This is a genomic window from Streptomyces sp. NPDC058751, assembly GCF_042746485.1.
Lineage (GTDB): Bacteria > Actinomycetota > Actinomycetes > Streptomycetales > Streptomycetaceae > Streptomyces.
In genome coordinates, this window is the sequence record NZ_JBHYPZ010000008.1 from 23,933 (window position 1) to 41,011 (window position 17,079).

14 protein-coding genes are annotated in these 17,079 nt (G+C 72.3%); 10 read left to right on the forward strand and 4 right to left on the reverse strand.

Features of this window, described 5'->3' with window-relative positions:
- Window positions 1-407 precede the first annotated feature (407 nt).
- The 7 genes from ACFW6B_RS10005 (at window position 408) to ACFW6B_RS10035 (ending at window position 8,132) form a co-directional block, all read left to right on the forward strand.
- Window positions 408-2,228, forward strand: coding sequence for a glycosyltransferase (locus ACFW6B_RS10005; protein WP_386593961.1), 1,821 nt, complete (start codon window positions 408-410; stop codon window positions 2,226-2,228).
- A gap of 8 nt (window positions 2,229-2,236) precedes the next feature.
- Window positions 2,237-2,665, forward strand: a complete 429-nt coding sequence (locus tag ACFW6B_RS10010; protein ID WP_386593963.1) for a hypothetical protein — start codon at window positions 2,237-2,239, stop codon at window positions 2,663-2,665.
- Between the two features lie 218 nt (window positions 2,666-2,883).
- Entirely contained in the window at window positions 2,884-3,672 is a 789-nt protein-coding gene (locus tag ACFW6B_RS10015; RefSeq protein WP_386593965.1) for a glycosyltransferase family 2 protein, read from the forward strand.
- Window positions 3,669-4,946 carry a glycosyltransferase family 2 protein gene (locus tag ACFW6B_RS10020; RefSeq protein ID WP_386593967.1) on the forward strand — a complete coding sequence of 426 codons (1,278 nt, stop codon included), beginning with the start codon at window positions 3,669-3,671 and terminating at the stop codon, window positions 4,944-4,946. Before ACFW6B_RS10015 ends, ACFW6B_RS10020 begins: the two co-directional genes overlap by 4 nt.
- 10 nt (window positions 4,947-4,956) lie before the next feature.
- Complete coding sequence (locus ACFW6B_RS10025) at window positions 4,957-6,297, forward strand: lipopolysaccharide biosynthesis protein (protein WP_386593969.1); 1,341 nt, start codon at window positions 4,957-4,959, stop codon at window positions 6,295-6,297.
- Window positions 6,294-7,301 (forward strand): glycosyltransferase, encoded by a 1,008-nt coding sequence (locus ACFW6B_RS10030; RefSeq protein WP_386593971.1) that lies wholly within the window; start codon window positions 6,294-6,296, stop codon window positions 7,299-7,301. The genes ACFW6B_RS10025 and ACFW6B_RS10030 overlap by 4 nt, the downstream gene beginning before the upstream one ends.
- 27 nt (window positions 7,302-7,328) lie before the next feature.
- Window positions 7,329-8,132 carry a polysaccharide deacetylase family protein gene (locus ACFW6B_RS10035; RefSeq protein ID WP_386593973.1) on the forward strand — a complete coding sequence of 268 codons (804 nt, stop codon included), beginning with the start codon at window positions 7,329-7,331 and terminating at the stop codon, window positions 8,130-8,132.
- A gap of 49 nt (window positions 8,133-8,181) precedes the next feature.
- Here the strand turns inward: ACFW6B_RS10035 and ACFW6B_RS10040 are convergent, their stop codons facing one another.
- The 3 genes from ACFW6B_RS10040 to ACFW6B_RS10050 are packed head-to-tail and all read right to left on the reverse strand — an operon-like array spanning window position 8,182 to window position 11,369.
- Window positions 8,182-9,000 carry a family 16 glycosylhydrolase gene (locus ACFW6B_RS10040; protein WP_386593975.1) on the reverse strand — a complete coding sequence of 273 codons (819 nt, stop codon included), beginning with the start codon at window positions 8,998-9,000 and terminating at the stop codon, window positions 8,182-8,184.
- A complete protein-coding gene (locus ACFW6B_RS10045) occupies window positions 8,997-10,277 on the reverse strand; it encodes an NAD(P)-binding domain-containing protein (protein WP_386593977.1) in 1,281 nt (426 codons plus the stop codon). The genes ACFW6B_RS10040 and ACFW6B_RS10045 overlap by 4 nt, the downstream gene beginning before the upstream one ends.
- 36 nt (window positions 10,278-10,313) lie before the next feature.
- Window positions 10,314-11,369 (reverse strand): phosphotransferase, encoded by a 1,056-nt coding sequence (locus ACFW6B_RS10050; RefSeq protein ID WP_386593980.1) that lies wholly within the window; start codon window positions 11,367-11,369, stop codon window positions 10,314-10,316.
- A 140-nt stretch (window positions 11,370-11,509) separates the two neighbouring features.
- Here ACFW6B_RS10050 and ACFW6B_RS10055 point away from each other — a divergent pair, with 140 nt between their 5' ends.
- Window positions 11,510-12,742 carry an ATP-grasp domain-containing protein gene (locus ACFW6B_RS10055; protein WP_386593982.1) on the forward strand — a complete coding sequence of 411 codons (1,233 nt, stop codon included), beginning with the start codon at window positions 11,510-11,512 and terminating at the stop codon, window positions 12,740-12,742.
- 77 nt (window positions 12,743-12,819) lie between these two features.
- Here ACFW6B_RS10055 and ACFW6B_RS10060 read toward each other — a convergent pair whose 3' ends face one another.
- On the reverse strand, window positions 12,820-14,037 hold the full coding sequence (locus ACFW6B_RS10060; protein WP_386593984.1) for a family 16 glycosylhydrolase: 1,218 nt from the start codon (window positions 14,035-14,037) through the stop codon (window positions 12,820-12,822).
- Between the two features lie 536 nt (window positions 14,038-14,573).
- Between ACFW6B_RS10060 and ACFW6B_RS10065 the strand changes: the two genes are divergently transcribed.
- Window positions 14,574-15,533, forward strand: coding sequence for an oxygenase MpaB family protein (locus ACFW6B_RS10065; protein WP_386593986.1), 960 nt, complete (start codon window positions 14,574-14,576; stop codon window positions 15,531-15,533).
- Complete coding sequence (locus tag ACFW6B_RS10070; RefSeq protein WP_386593988.1) at window positions 15,530-17,035, forward strand: aldehyde dehydrogenase family protein; 1,506 nt, start codon at window positions 15,530-15,532, stop codon at window positions 17,033-17,035. Before ACFW6B_RS10065 ends, ACFW6B_RS10070 begins: the two co-directional genes overlap by 4 nt.
- Window positions 17,036-17,079: the final 44 nt, after the last annotated feature.

Below are 17,079 nucleotides of genomic sequence, written 5' to 3' on the forward strand. Positions count from 1 at the left end.
GCCCAGGCGAGGAGCCCCCTCGTCAGGCGACGTCCCGGCCTTGTGCGCGCTTCTCGCACTCGTGGCTCCACCGCTCTCCCTCCGGGCGCCGCCCGACGTGCTCCGTACGTGATCGCTGCGGGCTGCCACTTGCAGCCGTCGGAAATAACGCCACAATCAGTACTAATATCCCTTACCGGTCTGCATCGTGTACCGGTGTGGACCGACGAGCCGGAATGCCGTCAGCCGGTGTCACGGGTGGCCGTTCACCGGGACGGGGACCGACAGGCCGGATCCGGAAGGTGCCAGATGCGTCGAGTCAACGCCCCCGCCGTCCACGGCGGGAGGGCGGCGGGTCCGCTCGGGCAGTCCGCGTCCCGCGCCCTGGGGACCGTCGTCGCGGTACCGACTCCCCGGGAGACCCTTTCATGGGCAAGCTCCAGACGCTGACGAGCGGACGCATGGCGTCCTTCACCAGCGCTGTGACGCGGCGGCCCGGTGCCGGCGGCGGGGAGCGACGTCACTCGGACCGGACCACGGCACGCCAGTGGACGGCACGGCTCGTCCTTCCCGTCGCTCTCACCCTCTGGCTGCTGTCCCTGCGCCACGTGAACCTCGCCGGAATGCGCGACTACGGCCTGCTGCAGGTGCTGCCGGTCCTCTTCTGGATCGCCCTCGGCCTGCTCGCCCTCGGCTTCTGTCTGGCGCTGACCGACCGGCGCACCGCCGCCGGATGGTTCGCGGGCTACGTCCTGGGGCTGATCGCGGTCATCCACGCGACCCCCACGCTGCTCTACCCGGCGCTGCGCTACAGCTGGGCGTGGAAACACGTCGCGGTGACCGACGCGGTGATCCGCCACCACGGCGAGGTGCCCAACGCGGGCAAGCTCGACATCTACAACCAGTGGCCCGGGTTCTTCGACCTCAACGCCTTCTTCCTGCAGGCCACCGGCCTGGACTCGGCGCTCGGCTACGCGACCTGGACCCCGCCCGTCTACAACGCCGTACTGCTCGCTCCCCTGCTGCTGCTCTACCGCACGGTGACCCGGAACCGCCGGCTGATCTGGGGGGCGGCCTGGGTCTACTACTCGTGCTCATGGGTGGGGCAGGACTACTTCGCGCCCCAGGCCTTCGCGTTCCTGCTCTTCGTGACGCTGATCGCCCTGGTCATGGGGCAGTTGCCCACCTCGGTGCTCTACCGCACGGGTGACATCCGCACCGACCGGTGGCCCGTCGGCCGGTTCGTGCTGGTCATGGTGCTCGCGGCCGTCATCATCTCCTCGCACCCCCTGACCCCGCTCATGCTGCTCAGCGCCCTGGTGGCGCTGTCGCTCCCGCGGCGCAACCGACGGGTCGTGCTGCCCGTCCTGGCGGGCGCGCTCCTGCTGACCGCGGTCTGGAACTCCACCGTCGCCCGCCCCTACATCTCGCAGAACCTGCACGACTTCCTCGGCTCGCTGCTGAAACCCGACACCAACGTGGTCTCCGGACTGGCCGCCCTCGGCACCGCGGCCCCGGGGCACGTCGTGGTGGCCTGGGTCGACCGGGGCCTGTCCGCCACGGTCTTCGCCCTGGCGGCCGTCGCCTTCCTGGCCCGCCCCTGGGTCCGCCGCACCGGTCTGCACCTGCTCGTCGTGGCCCCGCTGCCGGTCCTGGCGGCGAACGCCTACGGCGGAGAGATGATCTTTCGCGCGTATCTCTTCGCGCTGCCCGCGGCCTCGCTCCTGATCGCGGTCCTCCTCCTCGGGCGGGTCAGACGGCCGCGCCTGCAGGTGCTGGCCGCCTGTCCACTGCTGCTCGCCCTGCTCGGGGGACTCGTGTTCGGCTACTACGGCAAGGAATCGGCGAACTACTTCACGAAGGACGAGGTGGCGGCCGGACGCTTCGTCGCGGCCACCGCTCCTCCCGGGTCCACGGTCGTCACCCTGACCTCGGGCGTACCCGGCCTGTACACGCGCTACGACGAGAACCCCCAGGTGGAGTTCGTCCAGCAGGACATCGAGGACCGGCTGCGCCTGGTGAGGGATCCGGTTAAGGGCCTCGAGGGGTTCGTCCAGCGGGCCAGCCCGCAACAGCCCGCCTTCATCATCCTGAGCCGGGCCCAGGCCGCCGACATCTACCAGACGGGGATCCTGCCCGCCGGCATCACACGACGTATGGACTCGGCGCTGTCGAAGAACCGGGACTACTTCCCCGTGTACCGCACCAAGGACGCGGTGGTCTACCGCTATCAGGGCCCGAAGAGCTGAGCGGGGACATGACCTCACTGCGCTGGGGACTCGCGCTGTCCGGCTGGGTGGCCCTGGCGGTGGTCACCCTCCTGCCGGACGCCCCGGTCCTGCGCGGCCCGGTGACGACGGCGTTCCTGCTCGTCTGTCCGGGCCTCGCGGCCTCCCGGTGGGCCCGGACGGGTGCCGTGCGCGTCACGGACCGCACGACCCTGCTGGAGACGGGCGCCCTGGCCCTGACGCTGAGTCTGTCGATGGCGGTGCTCGTCGTGGAGCCCCTGTTCCTGGCGGACGCGTTCACCGTCACCCGGGCGCTGCTCGCCCTCGCCACCGCCACCTCGGTCCTGGCCCTGCTGCCCCGGCCCGGCGAATGGCCGCGCCGGGTCCCGCGAACCGCCCCGGACCCGGACTCCAGGACGGCCGGCGGCGACCGGTCCGAGCCGCCGGCACCCGAGTGAGAGCCGCGGCGGCCTCTCCGGGCCGCCGCGAGGCGCACGAAGAACGACGCGACGGTGTCCCGCACGCCCGAACCACCGGGCTTCGCCCCGCGCCCGCCCGGCGGGCACGCTCACGAGTCGCCCAAAAGACCTGGTCGCCGTCTTGACGTCTCCGACAAATCGGGTAAAGGTGTAGATATACGTTGTAAACGTATACCGTAGGCCGCACTCGGAGATGCATGATCATGTACAACGACCCGATCATCAGTGACCAGCGAGAGGCCGAGGCGCACGGCACCGTCAGCCTGGTCGTCCCGGCCCTCAACGAGGCGCGCAACATCGCCTGGGTCTTCGATCAGATCCCGGCGTGCGTGGACGAGGTCATCCTCGTCGACGGCGACTCCACCGACGCCACCGTCCCCATGGCGCAGCACTGCCTGCCGACCGTGCGCAACGTCCGGCAGAGCGGCCCCGGCAAGGGCAACGCGCTGCGCACCGGCTTCCTCGCGGCCAAGGGCGACTACGTGGTGATGATGGACGCCGACGGCAGCATGTCGCCGGCCGAGATCCCCCACTTCGTGCACTTCCTCGACCACGGCTACGACTTCGTCAAGGGTTCGAGGTTCGTCGCGGGCGGCGGCTCGCTCGACATCACCCCCATCCGCAGGATGGGCAACCACGTGCTCCTGATGGCCGCCAACCGGCTGTACGGCGCCTGCCTGACCGACCTGTGCTACGGCTACTGCGCCTTCCGGCGCAGCTTCCTCGAACAGCTCGACCTGCACGCCGTGGGTTTCGAGATCGAGGCCGAGATGATCGTGCACGCCCTGCGCTCCGGTCTGCGCATCGCCGAGGTGCCGAGCCTGGAACTGCCCCGGCGCAGCGGCTGCTCGAACCTCCACGCCATATCCGACGGGCGCCGCGTGCTGCGCACCCTGCTCTCGGAGCGGCCGGGAGCCCGGTCCTCCGCCGCCCGCCCCTCCGCCGTCCGGCCCTCGGCCGTCCAGCCCGAGACGAGCGCGTCGTGACCGCCGCCCCGGTCCGCTCCCCCCTCGTCCGGCCCCCCGTGCCGGTGGTCGACATCGACCTGGCCCGGCCGGGCGAGTTCCGGCTGCCCGGTGACCGGGGACCGGCCCGGCCGCAAAAACAGGCCCGCGCACTCGTACGACTGCACGGGCGCCCCCTGGGCATGGTCAGCGCCGTGGACGCCCCGGGGCCCGACGAGCTGTGGCGGGCGCTCGCCGACACCGCGAGCGTGGAGCTGGCCGAGCAGCTCACCCGGCACCACGCCGCGAACCGGAGCGAGCCCTCCGAGGAAGGCGCGCGGCACCACGCACCCCGGCGGACAGCCGTCATCAGCGTCATCGTGGCCACGCGCGACCGGCCGGAACAGCTGCGCCACTGCCTGCGGTCGCTGCTGCGCTCGGCGTACCCCGAGTTCGAGGTCATCGTCGTCGACAACGCCCCCGCCGACGGCGCGGCCGAAGCCCTGCTGCGCGAGGAATTCGCCGGACGGGTCCGCTACGTCCGCGAACCCGTCGCAGGGCTCGCCCGCGCGCACAACGCGGGCCTCGCCCGGGCACGCGGATCCGTCGTCGCCTTCACGGACGACGACACGCTCGCCGACCCCGGATGGCTGCCGACGCTGGCCGAGGCCTTCGCCCGCGACCCGCGGATCGGCTGTGTCACCGGTCTGATCGTGCCCGCCGAACTGGAGACCCCGGCCCAGAACGCCCTCGAACACCAAGGCGGTTTCGCCAAGGGCTACGCACCGCGCACCTGGTCGCTGTCCGACCCGCCGGAAGACCCGCTGTTCCCCTTCACCGCAGGCCGCTTCGGCTCCGGCGCCAACATGGCGTTCCGTGCCGACGCGCTCCGCGCGCTGGGCGGCTTCGACAACGCCACCGGTGCCGGGACGCCCGGCCGGGGCGGTGACGACCTGCTCGCCTTCTTCGAGATCCTGACCGCCGGTCACACCCTCGTCTACGAGCCGGGCGCCATCGTCTGGCACTGTCATCGGCGCACGCGGGACGCCGTGACCGCGCAGGCCTTCGGCTACGGCGCCGGCCTCGGCGCCTACCTCACCGGCGCCCTGCTGGGCAGCCCCCGGCGGCTGCCCGCCCTGCTGCGGCGACTGCCCCGCGGCGTCCGGTACGCCATGGCCCGATCGTGCGCCCGTGGCGCCGATCCCGAGGCCGACTGGTCCCGGCAGCTGGCGCTCACGGAGATCCGCGGGATGCTCTACGGCCCCTTCGGCTATCTCCGCGGACGTCTCACCGGTTCCGGCGCCGGAACCCGATGAGGTGAGCGGCTTGGACACCGGTTCGATGACCGACTCCGCCGTGAAGGGCACAGGCGCCCGACGGGGCCCCCTGGTCATGCTGCGCGCCGGTGTCACCGCGGTGCTCCCGGGCGAGCCCGTCCTTCGCACAGGACACGTCCTCGCGGTCAGTTCCCTCGTCAACGCCGGCCTCGGCTTCTTCTTCTGGACCTTCGCGACCCACTGGTACGACGAACGGACCGTGGGCCTGAGCTACTCGGCGCTCTCCGCGTCCCTCCTGCTCACGGGCATCGGGCAGCTCAACCTGAACGACTTCCTGGTGCGGTTCGTGCCGACCGCCGGCCGCCGCAGCCGCCGTCTGGTCCTCACCTGCTACGCGGCGAGCATCTCCTTCAGCATCGTGGTGGCCCTGGTGTTCCTCGCGGTGGTGCCGGTGATCGCACCGAGACTCGGCTTCCTGCTCACACCGGTCACCGCGGCCTGTTTCGTGGTGGCGACGGCCGGATACGCGGTCTTCGTCCTCCAGGACGGCGCGCTCACGGCGGTCCGCATGCCGGGCTGGGTCGTGGGCGAGAACCTGGTCTTCGCCCTCGTGAAGATACTGCTGCTCGGTCTCGGCGCCGCCCTGGGCTTCTTCTCCGGGATACTGATGTCGTGGGCCGGCGCCCTCCTGGTCTCGCTGTTCGTGGCCAACCTCGTGCTGATGGGCCGGGGCATCCCCCGGCACGAGCGGGAGACGAAGACCGCGCCGCCACCACCCCGCATGCTCAAGTACGCCGCGGCCGACTACTTCGGCTCCCTGTTCCGGACCGCCGGGTACACCGTCGTCCCGCTGATCGTGCTGAACAACTGCGGTGCCGAGGAGAGCGCCTTCTACTCGGTCGCCTGGGGGGTCGCCTACGTGCCCTACCTGGTCGCCCGCAACATGGGGACGTCGCTGCTCGCGGAGTCCGTGCGCGGGCCCGGACGACTCGTGGAGCACTCCCTGCGCGTCCTGCGCCACTCGGGTCTCCTGCTGGGCGGCGTCACCGTCGTCCTGGTCGCCGCGGCCCCGCAGATCCTGTCGATCTTCGGCGGCTCGTACGCCGCCGAAGGAAGCATGCTGCTGCGGCTGCTGGCCCTGTCCGCACTGCCGAACCTGCTGCTGAGCGTGGCCATCGACGTGGCCCGGGCGCGTCGGCGCCTGTGCTGGGCGGTGTGGCTGCAGGTCGCGATGTGCGTCCTGGTGCTCGGGCTCACCCATCTGCTGCTGCCGGTGGTCGGCCTCATCGGCGCGGGCCTCGCCTGGCTCGTCACCCAGTGCCTGATCGCCGGCTTCCTGATCGTGTCCCGGTCCCGCTGGCTCGTCCCCGTCACCGAAGGCTCATCATGAACAGCGCACTCTCCGCCGAACGCACCCTTCCCACCCTCGCGGTCGTCATCTGCGCCTACACCCTCGACCGCTGGGAGGACCTGCGGGCCGCGATCGCCTCGGTGCTGGTCCAGGACCCGCCCGCCGACGAGGTCGTGCTGGTGGTCGACCACAACCGGGCCCTCCTGGAGCGGGCCGAACGCGAGCTGTCCGGCGTCCGCGTGGTGCCCAATCAGAACCGGCGCGGTCTGTCCGGGGGCCGCAACACCGGAGTGGCGGTCTCCCGTGCCGAGGTGGTGGCCTTCCTCGACGACGACGCCACCGCGGAGCCGGGATGGACGGGCCGTCTGCTGGCGCCCTACGCCGACCCCCGCGTGGTGGGCGTCGGCGGGTTCGTCCGGCCGTGGTGGGCCACCGGACGCCCGGTGTGGTTCCCGCCGGAGTTCGACTGGGTGGTGGGCTGCTCCTACCGGGGACAGCCCCGGCGAACCGCCCCCGTGCGCAACTTCATCGGCGCCAACATGTCCTTCCGCAGAAGCGAACTGACCGCGGTCGGCGGCTTCCTCGACGCCCTCGGACGCGTGGGCAGCCGTCCGGCGGCGAGCTGCGACGAGACGGACCTGTGTCTGCGGATCGCCGCCCACGACCCGCGGGCCGTCCTGCTGTACGAGCCGAGGGCCGAGATACGGCACCGGGTCCCCGAGTCCCGTACCAGTTGGGCCTACTTCCGCAACCGCTGCTACATCGAGGGACTGTCCAAGGCGCTGGTCGCACGGCGCTGCGGCAGCGGACCGGCGCTGTCCAGCGAGCGCGCGTACGTGCGCTCGGTCGTCCCGCGCGCCCTCGTCCGCAATCTGTCCCGGCTCCGGCGCCCCGGCGCGCTGCGTACGATCGGGGCGCTGTCCGGTGGTGTGGGCGCGACCGTCGGCGGCTACCTCGTCGGATCGATACGGCCGTTGGGCTCCCGGGACTCCTCACCTCGTCCGCGAGGAGCGGCGGAGCCCGCGACGACGGGCCGGGCATGAGCGCGGAACGGTGAGGAGGACCCGGTCATGAGCGTTGTTCCCGTCTTCCTCTACCACGCGGTGTCGGACGACTCGCCGTCGTGGCTGGCGCGGTTCACGGTGAGTCCCCGCAGGTTCGTGGAGCAGCTGGACATGATCGCCGACAGCGGACTGCGCGTGGTCCCGCTGCGGCAGCTGGTCGCCGCCCTGCTGGGCGGCCCACCGGTGCCACCGCGGTCGGCGGTGCTGACCTTCGACGACGGATACGCGGACTTCGCCACCACGGTGGCCCCGCTGCTCGCCGCCCGGGGACTTCCCTCGACCCTGTACGTGACCACCGGCGCCCTGGAGCCGTCGGACGGCGGGCCGTTCCCGTCCGTGGCGACACTCGGCTGGGCCCAGGTCAGGGAACTGGACGCGGCCGGGGTCGAGATCGGCGGACACACCGAGACCCATCCGCAGCTGGACACGCTGCCGCGGACGACGGTGCGGGAGGAGGTGGCCGGCTGCAAACGGCGGATCGAGGACGCGCTCGGCCACCGTGTCGACTCCTTCGCCTACCCGCACGGCTACTCCAGCCGCACCGTGCGCGCGCTCGTGCGGGAGGCCGGCTGGACGTCGGCCGCCGCCATCCGGGCGGCCTCGGCCTTCAGTTCGCAGGAGGACGACCCGCTGAGGTTCGCCCGGCTCATGGTCCAGGCCGACACCGGACCGGACCGCTTCGCGCTCTGGACCGGCGGTGCCGGGGCCCCGGTCGCGCCGTTCGCCGAGAGTCTGCGCACCCGGGGCTGGCGGGCCTACCGCCGGGCGAGAGCGGTGGCCGGACGGCCGTACCGCGCGATACCCGTCTGACCTCGGGCCGGGCGGCCGGGCATACGGGAGGCCCGCGGCCGGCAGCGCGTCAGCGCTGCCAGACCCGGACCCAGTCCACGAGCATGCGCGCCGAGTCGGTGCCCGGGGGCGGGGTGTAGGGAAGGCCGACGGCCAGGTTGAGGATGACCTCCATGGGCTCGTGGGGAATGCGCTCGGGCTCGGTCACCCGGAACCGCTCGGTCCCGTCTACGTACCAGACGAGTCTGTCCTTCTCCCAGAGCAGCGCGAAGACGTGGTGTCCGTCGGGGAACCCGTCCGCGGTGAAGGTCCCCCGCGCCTTCCGTTCCTCGCCCTCGGCGTTGCGCCAGTGCACGAACATCGACGCCGTGCGCGTGGTGCCGAGGAACTCCACGATGTCGATCTCGGGCGGGGTGTAGCGGCTCGCGGGCATCATCCAGAACTCCGGTGCCATCCCGCCCTGCGGGGGGATGCGGACCGACGCCTCGAAGTAGCCGTAGGTGAAGGTCCTCCGCGGCTGGGCGTACCAGTCGTCCCGGCCGGTGGAGATCATGCCGGACACCCAGGGGTAGACCTTTCCGTCGCTGCCCCGGACGGTCCGGCGCTGGGCGTGGAGGCTCAGGTTCCCCCCGCTCACGGAGACCTGGCCGGGCTGGTACCACTCCAGTTCGTTGTTGGAGCTGATGGTGCAGCCGTCCTCGTTCCAGTCGTAGCACGTGGCCCAGCGCTTCTTGTCGAGGCGTGAGCCGTCGAACTCGTCGTGGAAGACCAGCCTCCAGTCGCCCTGCGCCGAGGGCCGGGGCGTCGCGGTTCCCGACGGGCGCCCGTCCACGCCGCATGCCACCAGCATCAGCATGAGCACACCGAGCACCACGCCCCGTGACGTCATGGGCGGTCGCGTGTCCCGGCCGCGAGGGAGCCGGCCGCCCGGCGCGCGGCGAATCCGGTGCCGGCGACGAACCTCAGCACGGGACCGAAGGTGGGGGCGGCGGCGAGTCCGGTGAAGAACAGGCCGGGCACGGAGGACTCGAACCCGGACGACAGCCGCGGCGCGCCGCGGAACGTCCTTACCTCGCGGCGGAGTTCGGGGGCCAGCAGCCCGAGCCGGTCGACGTCCACCCGGTACCCCGTGGCCAGCAGGAGATGGTCGGCCCGCAGCACCCGTGTGTGCCCGGTGGAGTCCACGAGGTCGAGCCGCACCGTCCCGTCCTCGGCCCCCGCGGAGCGGATCGTACGGCCGCACAGCACCGGGACGTCGTCCATGCGGGGCCGCAGCCACCAGCCGCCGGACGGTCCGAGCACGGCGTGCAGCAGCCGCATCCGCGTGCCCCGCGGAAGACGGCGGATGACACCGCCGCCGTAGCAGCACGCCACGTGCGACCAGCCCGGTCCGAGCGCCGAGCCCGGCTTGAGGATCCGTACCGGACGCGGCCGGTCGGAGGGCCGGTCGGTGTCGGGCGGGCTGCCGTACGCCACGGACGCCGCGCGGGCGATCACGGTGGGGAGGGCTCCGGTCTCGTGCAGCAGGGCGGCGCTCTCCAGAGCCGACTGCCCGGCGCCGAGGACCGCGACGCGCTGCCCCGAGAACCGGGAGAGATCACGGTGCCCGCTGGTGTGGGAGACCAGTTCCCCGGGGAGGCGGCCGGTCAGTTCCGCGGGCTCGTGGGCGAACGGGACCTGTCCGGTGGCCATCACGACGTTCCCGGCGAGGAACTCCTCCCCGGAGTCCAGGGTGACGCCGAACAGTCCGTCCACGTGCTCGACGCCACGGACGTTCCGGCGCTCCAGTTCCGGCACCCGGCGCTCCTGGAACCACCGCCCGTAGGCGATCATCTCCTCGACGGGAATGGGATACAGGTCACCGACGGGTCCGAGTCCCCGCGCCGTGCGGAAGTCCTCGAAGCGGTATCCGGACTCCGGCGCGGAGATGGAGGAGGCGGTGGGAACGGACTTCAGAAACATGCCCATGGGCATGTTGGTGTGCCAGCACTCCATGGGTTCGCCGAACACCCGCCGTGGTGTCCCCGCCGCGCTCAGCCAGGCGGCCGTCGCGAGCCCGTAAGGACCGGCCCCGATGACGACGGTGGGCGGCCGTCCCAGGGAATCACGGGTGCCCCCGTTCCTGACGGTCCTGCGACGGGCGCTGAAGCCGGTCTTCATGGGCATGGTCGTCCCCTTCGGTCTCGCGCGGCACCGGCGCCGTCACCGCCGCGCACCGGCCCAGCGGGCGCATTCGTCGAGCACGGGCGCCACGGTGTGGGTGAGCCATCCGTAGCTGTGGCCGAACCTCGGAGACTTGCTGACGTTGTTCGCCACGTGCCACAGCCAGCTCAGCAGGGGAACGGCCACCGGATCGGCGACACCGTGGTCCGGGTCCAGTCCGGCCAGTTCGAGCAGGGCGCGGTCGGCGTCCGGTACCCGGCCGGCGCGCAGCGTCTCGGCGACCAGGCCGCCCAGCGGGCGGCCGGTGAGAGTGCTGCGGAGGGCGATCACGAAGGTGTACGCGTCGATCTCGCACGGCCCGTCGGAGCGGCCGCTGCTCCAGTCGAAGACACCGGTCACCTGGAGGGGGACACCGCCGAGCAGCACGTTGCCGGGGTGGTAGTCGCCGTGGGTCCAGCCCTCGGTCAGCACGGCACCGGCCAGGGCCGCGTCCAGCCGGTGGCGCAGGGCCTCGAACCCGGCCGCCCGCCGGCCGGACCGGTAACGCGGCATTCCCGCCGAGAGGACCGTGAGCTGCCGCTCGCACCAGGCCGGGGCCCGGTCGGCCGCCGCACGACGGTGCCCGGTGGCGGCCCGCAGATCGGCCAGCAGTCTCAGGGCGGGAGCCGAGACGGCGTACGCGTCGTCGGGGGTGTCCAGGATCAGCCGCTCCACCGGGACGCCCGGGAGCGTGTTCTGGGCGAGGGTCCCCGCGGGCCCCGGCGAACCGACGACCCGGGGCAGGAGAGGGCGCCAGGGGGCCAGTCGGCTGTCGGCGCCGAGTTCCTGGAGGACCTCCCGCTCCCGCGCCGTGACGGCGGCCCCGGCCTCGTTCCTCGGGTGTTTGACCACCAGGCTTCCCGTGCCGCGCCGCAGCTCGAACATCAGCAGGCCCGCCTTGGGGAGCGAGGGGCGCCGGACCACGGTGATGTCCCTGGGGCCGGCACCGCGCACCAGCCAGTGGGCCCGGAGGCGGTCGTCGAGGCCGGCCAGCGCCCGCGGGAAGTAGAGGGGCAGCAAACCGGAGAGCGAGGACATCTTGGCGGGTGTCTTCATACCTGACCTCGCCGGGCCGCCAGCGGCACGACCCGCGTTTGCCGGGGATAATGAGTACGGGCGACAAGTCGCTCATGGATGGACCTGCGAGCTTCATCCATGTTAGTTCCTTTCGGGAGAAGCTTCCCGGAGAGGGGCGGGTGGTCTTCTTGCTGGACAACGAGGTGCCCGTGCTCCTCGCCCGGATCGGCAACTATCCCCTGCACCACGGCAGTCTGGGCGTGGTCCGCACGGTCGGGCGGCTGGGGGTCCCCGTCCACGCCGTCGTCGAGGACCGGTTCACCCCGGTCGCCCTCTCACGCCACCTCACGAGCAGGTTCGTGTGGCCGACGACCGGCCGCGAGGAACCGGAGCGGCTCGCGGACGGCCTGCTGTCCATCGGCCGCAGGATCGGCACCCGGTGCGTGGCGGTACCGACCGACGACGAGGCGGCGATCCTGCTCGCGGAGTACGCCCACCGGCTGGAGGAGTGCTTCCTGATCCCGCCCGTGCCGGCCCGTCTGCCGCGGCTGCTGGCCTGCAAGGCGAGCCTGCACCGGATCTGCACCGAGGTCGGTGTCCCCTCGCCGCGGTCACGGGCGCCGGGGAGCCGGGACGAACTGGTCGACGCGGGACGCGAGCTCGGCTATCCGCTGGTGCTCAAGAACCTTGCGCCGTTCACCCGGCTCCGCACCCCGGCCGTCAGCGGCACCACCACCGTGGTGCCGCACGAGCGGGCACTGCTCGACCGCTTCCCGAAGGCCGCGCCGCCGCCCGTCCTCATGCAGGAGTACATCCCGAGACAGCAGGCGGAGGACTGGATCACCCACCTCTACTCCGGTGCGGGCGGCGTGCCGCGCGCCCTGTTCACCGGCCTGAAACTGCGTTCCTGGCCGCCGTACGCGGGCATGACCGCCCGGGCGGTGTCGCTGCGAAACTCCGAACTGGCGGGCCTGGCGGACCGGTTGTGCCGCCGCGTCGGCTACAGCGGACTGGCGGACCTCGACTGGCGTTTCGACCGCCGGGACGGGCAGTACAAGCTCGTCGACTTCAACCCGCGCACGGGCGCCCAGTTCCGCCTCTTCGAGAACGTCCACGGGGTCGATGTCGTCCGTGCCATGCATCTGGACCTGACCGGCCGGACCGTTCCGGACGGCGAACAGGCCGAGGGGCGGGTCTTCGTCGCCGGGCAGTTGGACTTCGCCTCGGCGGCCGCGTGGCTGCGCCATGAGCGCAGGCTGCCGCCCGACCTCCTGAGCGAGCGGCCCACCGAGCGGGCCTGGCTCTGCCGGGACGATCCGCTGCCGGCCGCGGCCGAGGCGATCCGGTTCACGGCGCTGGTGGCGGGACGTCTGCTGCGGTCGGAGTACTCCCGCCCGGCCGGGCGCCGGTGACCGCGGCGCGCCGCGAAAGGGCGTGACCCGTCCGGGCGGACGTACGCCGCGCCCCGGTGACGGGCGCGGCGGTGGGGTCAGCGCTGCCAGACCCTCACGTAGTCGACCATCATGTCGGCGGGAGCCACATTGGTCGCGCTGTGGCCGAGGTTGATGCCGTTGTTGAGGATCAGGTACATCGGGGCGGAAGTGATCCCGGAGGTGATCTGACCGACCTGCTTCCCGTCGTAGTAGTAGGTGACGGAGCCCGGCTTCCACTCGGCGCCGAACGTGTGCCAGCCGCCGGAGTAGGTGCCCGGGACGCAGCCTCCCAGACCGCCCGCCGGGGAATGGAAGTGGTAACAGGCGGAGCCGCCCAGGCCTTCCAGGATGTCCATCTCGCCGTCCGTCGGCCAGTTCTGTCCGTCCGTCCAGAACGCGGGCCAGTTGGCCATCTGCGACCCGACCGAGGGCGTGTTGATGCGCGCCTCGAAAGCACCGTAGGTGAACTGGGCCTTTCCGTTGCTGTTCACCAGCCCGGAGACATACGGATACGTCGTCCCGTCGACCGTGGTCGGCTGCTCGACGAGCTTGAGGTGGAGCGCTCCGCGACGGACCCTGGCCTGGGACGGGGAATAGGCGGACGCCTCGGCGGAGTTCACCGGCTTGGTGACACACCCGGGGCAACCGAACCAGTTCGCGTTCCACTTGGAACCGTCGAGACGGGAGCCGTTGAATTCGTCGCTGAAGACCCGGCGCCATGTACCGCCGATACCGACGGGCATGGCGGCCGCCGCGGGCGGCGCGGGGCGCGTCGGTGTCGCAGCCGGTGTCGAGGCCGCCGGTGACGTCGGCGAGGGGGGTGCGGGTGGTGTGGCCGTGCTCGCGGGAGTCGAAGCGGCCGGCGTCGCGGTGGTGCCGGTGGTGCCGGTGGTGAAGGATTTCACCGGAGAGAGGCTGTGCCAGCGGTCGTGGAACTTGTACACCACGAAATACGTATAGGTGCCGGCCGGGAACGTGCGAGAGCCCGAGGTGTACGTGGTGGACCGGGTTCCCAGCGTCGTCGCGGCGGCTCCGGGGAAGTCGTAGCGGCCGCCCCGCTCGGATCGCACGGCGACAGCCAGCGCCTGCAATCGGACCGTTCTGGTGCTGCGGACCTCGGCGGTGGCCCTGGACCGTCCGTCAGGGGTCGCCGAAACGGACAGGGATTCGACCACGACGCGGGGCACGGCGGCTTCCGCCCGGTCCGTCTGCGCAAGGACGCCTCCGGCGATCGCGGCGGCGGCGACCACGAGCGCACCCCATTTCGTTCGCACTGTGCGAGGGCGGCGGTGTCTCGGAACATCGGTCGTGCGATTCATCGGCATGTACGCATTGCCTTTCGCCCCACGCAACAGCTGGGCCATTTACGGAACAAACGGGCAATGGCGGACCGAGCAGCCATGACCCCTGCGCGAGACGGACTCGATCGGCAAGCACCCGGCCGGCATCGACGCGCGCCCGCACTCCCTGGAGATCTCCGCCCCGCGGCCGAGTCGACCACGCCGGGCCGGACCCTGCGACACCCGGCACGCAAGAGGGTGATTCGGACATTCGACCCGAATGGCGGGGCACCGGTGGGATCTGACGCTCCGCGAGCCTCTTCCGGAGCCGCCGCCTCTCGGTCAGGACGGTCGCGACGTCCCGCGTATTGACGCCCCATGAAACAACTCAATACTTTCAGTATCATCGACTCATCGCGGGGGTCCCCCCTTCGCCATCCCGACCTGAACGTCACCCGAACGTCAGCAGTCCGCAGATCTGGCCGCCCGCGCCGCGAGCCGGCGGCCGCGATTCCGGCAGGAGGGACCCCATGGGCCGCTACAGCCGGCTCCGCCGCATCCAGCGGATGGATCCGCGCCAGGACTTCGAGCAGATCTACCGCTGGATCGTCCACTACGAGTTCCCGCGCGACTATCTCCACGGGACGTCGATCGCGTTCCTGCGCGACTACGGCGTCCCGCGCATCTCCCGACTCCTGGACCGGACCCAGGAGTTCGAACGCGCCGGCCAGAAGCGGTACGACGACACGGTGCTGCTCATGTACGAGATGGTCCGCGAGGGGATGGACTCGGAGCACGGCCGGGCGGCCGCCCGCCATCTGAACCGCATCCACGGCCGCTACCGGATAGCCGACGAGGACTTCCTCTACGTCCTGGCGACCACGGTGGTGGGACCCAAGCGGTGGATCGACCGGTTCGGCTGGCGGCGCCTGTCCGAGCAGGAGACCGAGAGCCTGGCGCTGGTGGGCCGGCGGACGGGCGAGATGATGGGCATCCCCGGCGTGCCCGACACCTACGCCGCGTTCGAACGCTTCCACGACGACTACGAGCGGGAGATGTTCGCCTACGACCCCGCCAACCGCAGGGTCGCCGCCGCCACCCTGCGGATCATGGCCTCGTGGTACCCGGCACCCGCACGGCGTCTGGCCTCCCGGGTCGCGCTCGCCGTCCTCGACGAACCCCTGCTCGAGGCCCTCGGCTTCCCCCCGGAGCCGCGCCGGCTGCGCACCGCCGTCCACCGCGCGTTACGCGCCCGGGCCGTGCTGATCAGACTGCTGCCCGCGCGGCCGGAACGGTTCCCGCGGCGGCCCGAGGCACGCACCTATCCCTTCGGCTGGACCCTGGACGACCTGGGTCCGCACTGGGCACACGCCCGCCCGCCGGCCCCCCTCCCGGACGAGACGCCGCCCGGACAGCCCTCCGCCCGGGCGCGGCCGTCCGCTCCCCCCATTCCCCCCGCTCCCCCCGCTCCCCGTCAGGAGACCCGATGACCGACACCACCCCGGCCACCGCACCTCGCGCCGCGACCTTCACCACGCGCTCCCCCGCGACCGGCGAGCCGATCGCCGCGCACCCGGTGAGCGGTCCGGAAGAGGTCGCCCGCGCCGTGGCCCGGGCCCGGGGCGCCCAGACGGGCTGGGCGGCGCTGCCCGCGTCCCGGCGCCGTGACCACCTCCTGCGCTGGAAGAAGGCCCTCGCCGCCGACCTGGACGCCGTGGCCGGCACCATCGCCGCCGAGACCGGCAAGCCGGCCGGCGACGCCGCGCTGGAGGTCGTCCTCACGCTGGAGCACCTGGGCTGGGCGGCCCGCAACGCCGACCGCGTGCTGCGCCGACGGAAGGTCGGCACCGGGCTGTTCGCCGTCCACCAGCGGGCCTCGCTGGTGCACCGGCCGCTGGGCGTGATCGGGGTGATCGGCCCCTGGAACTACCCCCTGTACACCCCGATGGGCTCCGTCGGCTACGCCCTGGCCGCGGGGAACGCCGTGGTCTTCAAGCCGTCCGAGCTGACCCCGGGCACCGGTGTCCTGCTCGCCGAGCTCTTCGACGCCGCCGTGCCCGGGCACGCCGGGCTGCTCACCACCGTCACCGGCGCGGCCTCCACCGGGGACGCCCTGGCCCGGTCCGGGGTCGACAAGCTGGCGTTCACCGGTTCGCCGGGGACGGCCCGCAAGGTGATGGCGGTGTGCGCCGAGACGCTGACACCGTTCCTCGCCGAGTGCGGGGGCAAGGACGCGGTGATCGTCACCGCGGACGCGGACCTGGAGGCGGCCGCCGACGCGATCGTGTGGGGAGCGCTGAGCAACGCGGGGCAGACCTGCGCGGGAGTGGAACGGGTCTACGCGGTGCGGGAGGTCCACGCGGCGCTGTGCGAGCGGGTGGTCGAGCGGGCCGGAGCGCTGCGCCCGGGCGCCGGGGCGGACGCCCCCTACGGTCCGATGACCCTGCCGGGCCAGGTCTCGGTCGTCGAGCGGCACGTGACCGACGCGGTCTCGGCGGGTGCGCGCGCCCTGCTGGGCGGGCCCGAGTCGGTACGCGCCCCGTACGTCGCGCCGGTCGTGCTGACCGGTGTCCCGGAGGACGCGGCGGCGATGGCCGAGGAGACCTTCGGGCCGGTCGTGTCGATCAATCAGGTGGCCGACGTGGACGAGGCGGTGGAGCGGGCCAACTCCTCGCGCTACGCCCTGGGAGCCGCGGTGTTCTGCCGCAACGGGCGTACCGGCGCGGCGATCGCGGCGCGGCTGCGGGCGGGGGCGGTGTCGGTGAACTCGGTGCTGGGTTTCGCCGCGGTGCCGGCGCTGCCGTTCGGCGGTTCGCAGGACTCCGGCTTCGGCCGGATCCACGGCGAGGAGGGGCTGCGCGCCTTCACCTCCGTGCAGTCGACCACGGTGCAGCGGTTCGCCCCGCCGGTCGTGCTGACGTCCTTCACGGTTCCGGCCGCCACGCGGGAGCGCGCGATACGCCTGGCCAGGGCGCTGCACCGGCGCCGCTGAACGGCCGGGTGGCGCCCGGCCGGGCCGGCCGCGCCGAAAGCCCG

What these genes read in the sequence shown, in the direction of transcription:
- ACFW6B_RS10005 (WP_386593961.1), top strand. Translation starts at nt 408, where the DNA reads ATGGGCAAGCTCCAGACGCTGACGAGCGGACGCATGGCGTCCTTCACC.
- ACFW6B_RS10015 (WP_386593965.1), top strand. Translation starts at nt 2,884, where the DNA reads ATGATCATGTACAACGACCCGATCATCAGTGACCAGCGAGAGGCCGAG.
- ACFW6B_RS10040 (WP_386593975.1), bottom strand. Translation starts at nt 9,000, where the DNA reads ATGACGTCACGGGGCGTGGTGCTCGGTGTGCTCATGCTGATGCTGGTG.
- ACFW6B_RS10010 (WP_386593963.1), top strand. Translation starts at nt 2,237, where the DNA reads ATGACCTCACTGCGCTGGGGACTCGCGCTGTCCGGCTGGGTGGCCCTG.
- ACFW6B_RS10065 (WP_386593986.1), top strand. Translation starts at nt 14,574, where the DNA reads ATGGGCCGCTACAGCCGGCTCCGCCGCATCCAGCGGATGGATCCGCGC.
- ACFW6B_RS10030 (WP_386593971.1), top strand. Translation starts at nt 6,294, where the DNA reads ATGAACAGCGCACTCTCCGCCGAACGCACCCTTCCCACCCTCGCGGTC.
- ACFW6B_RS10070 (WP_386593988.1), top strand. Translation starts at nt 15,530, where the DNA reads ATGACCGACACCACCCCGGCCACCGCACCTCGCGCCGCGACCTTCACC.
- ACFW6B_RS10050 (WP_386593980.1), bottom strand. Translation starts at nt 11,369, where the DNA reads ATGAAGACACCCGCCAAGATGTCCTCGCTCTCCGGTTTGCTGCCCCTC.
- ACFW6B_RS10035 (WP_386593973.1), top strand. Translation starts at nt 7,329, where the DNA reads ATGAGCGTTGTTCCCGTCTTCCTCTACCACGCGGTGTCGGACGACTCG.
- ACFW6B_RS10045 (WP_386593977.1), bottom strand. Translation starts at nt 10,277, where the DNA reads ATGCCCATGAAGACCGGCTTCAGCGCCCGTCGCAGGACCGTCAGGAAC.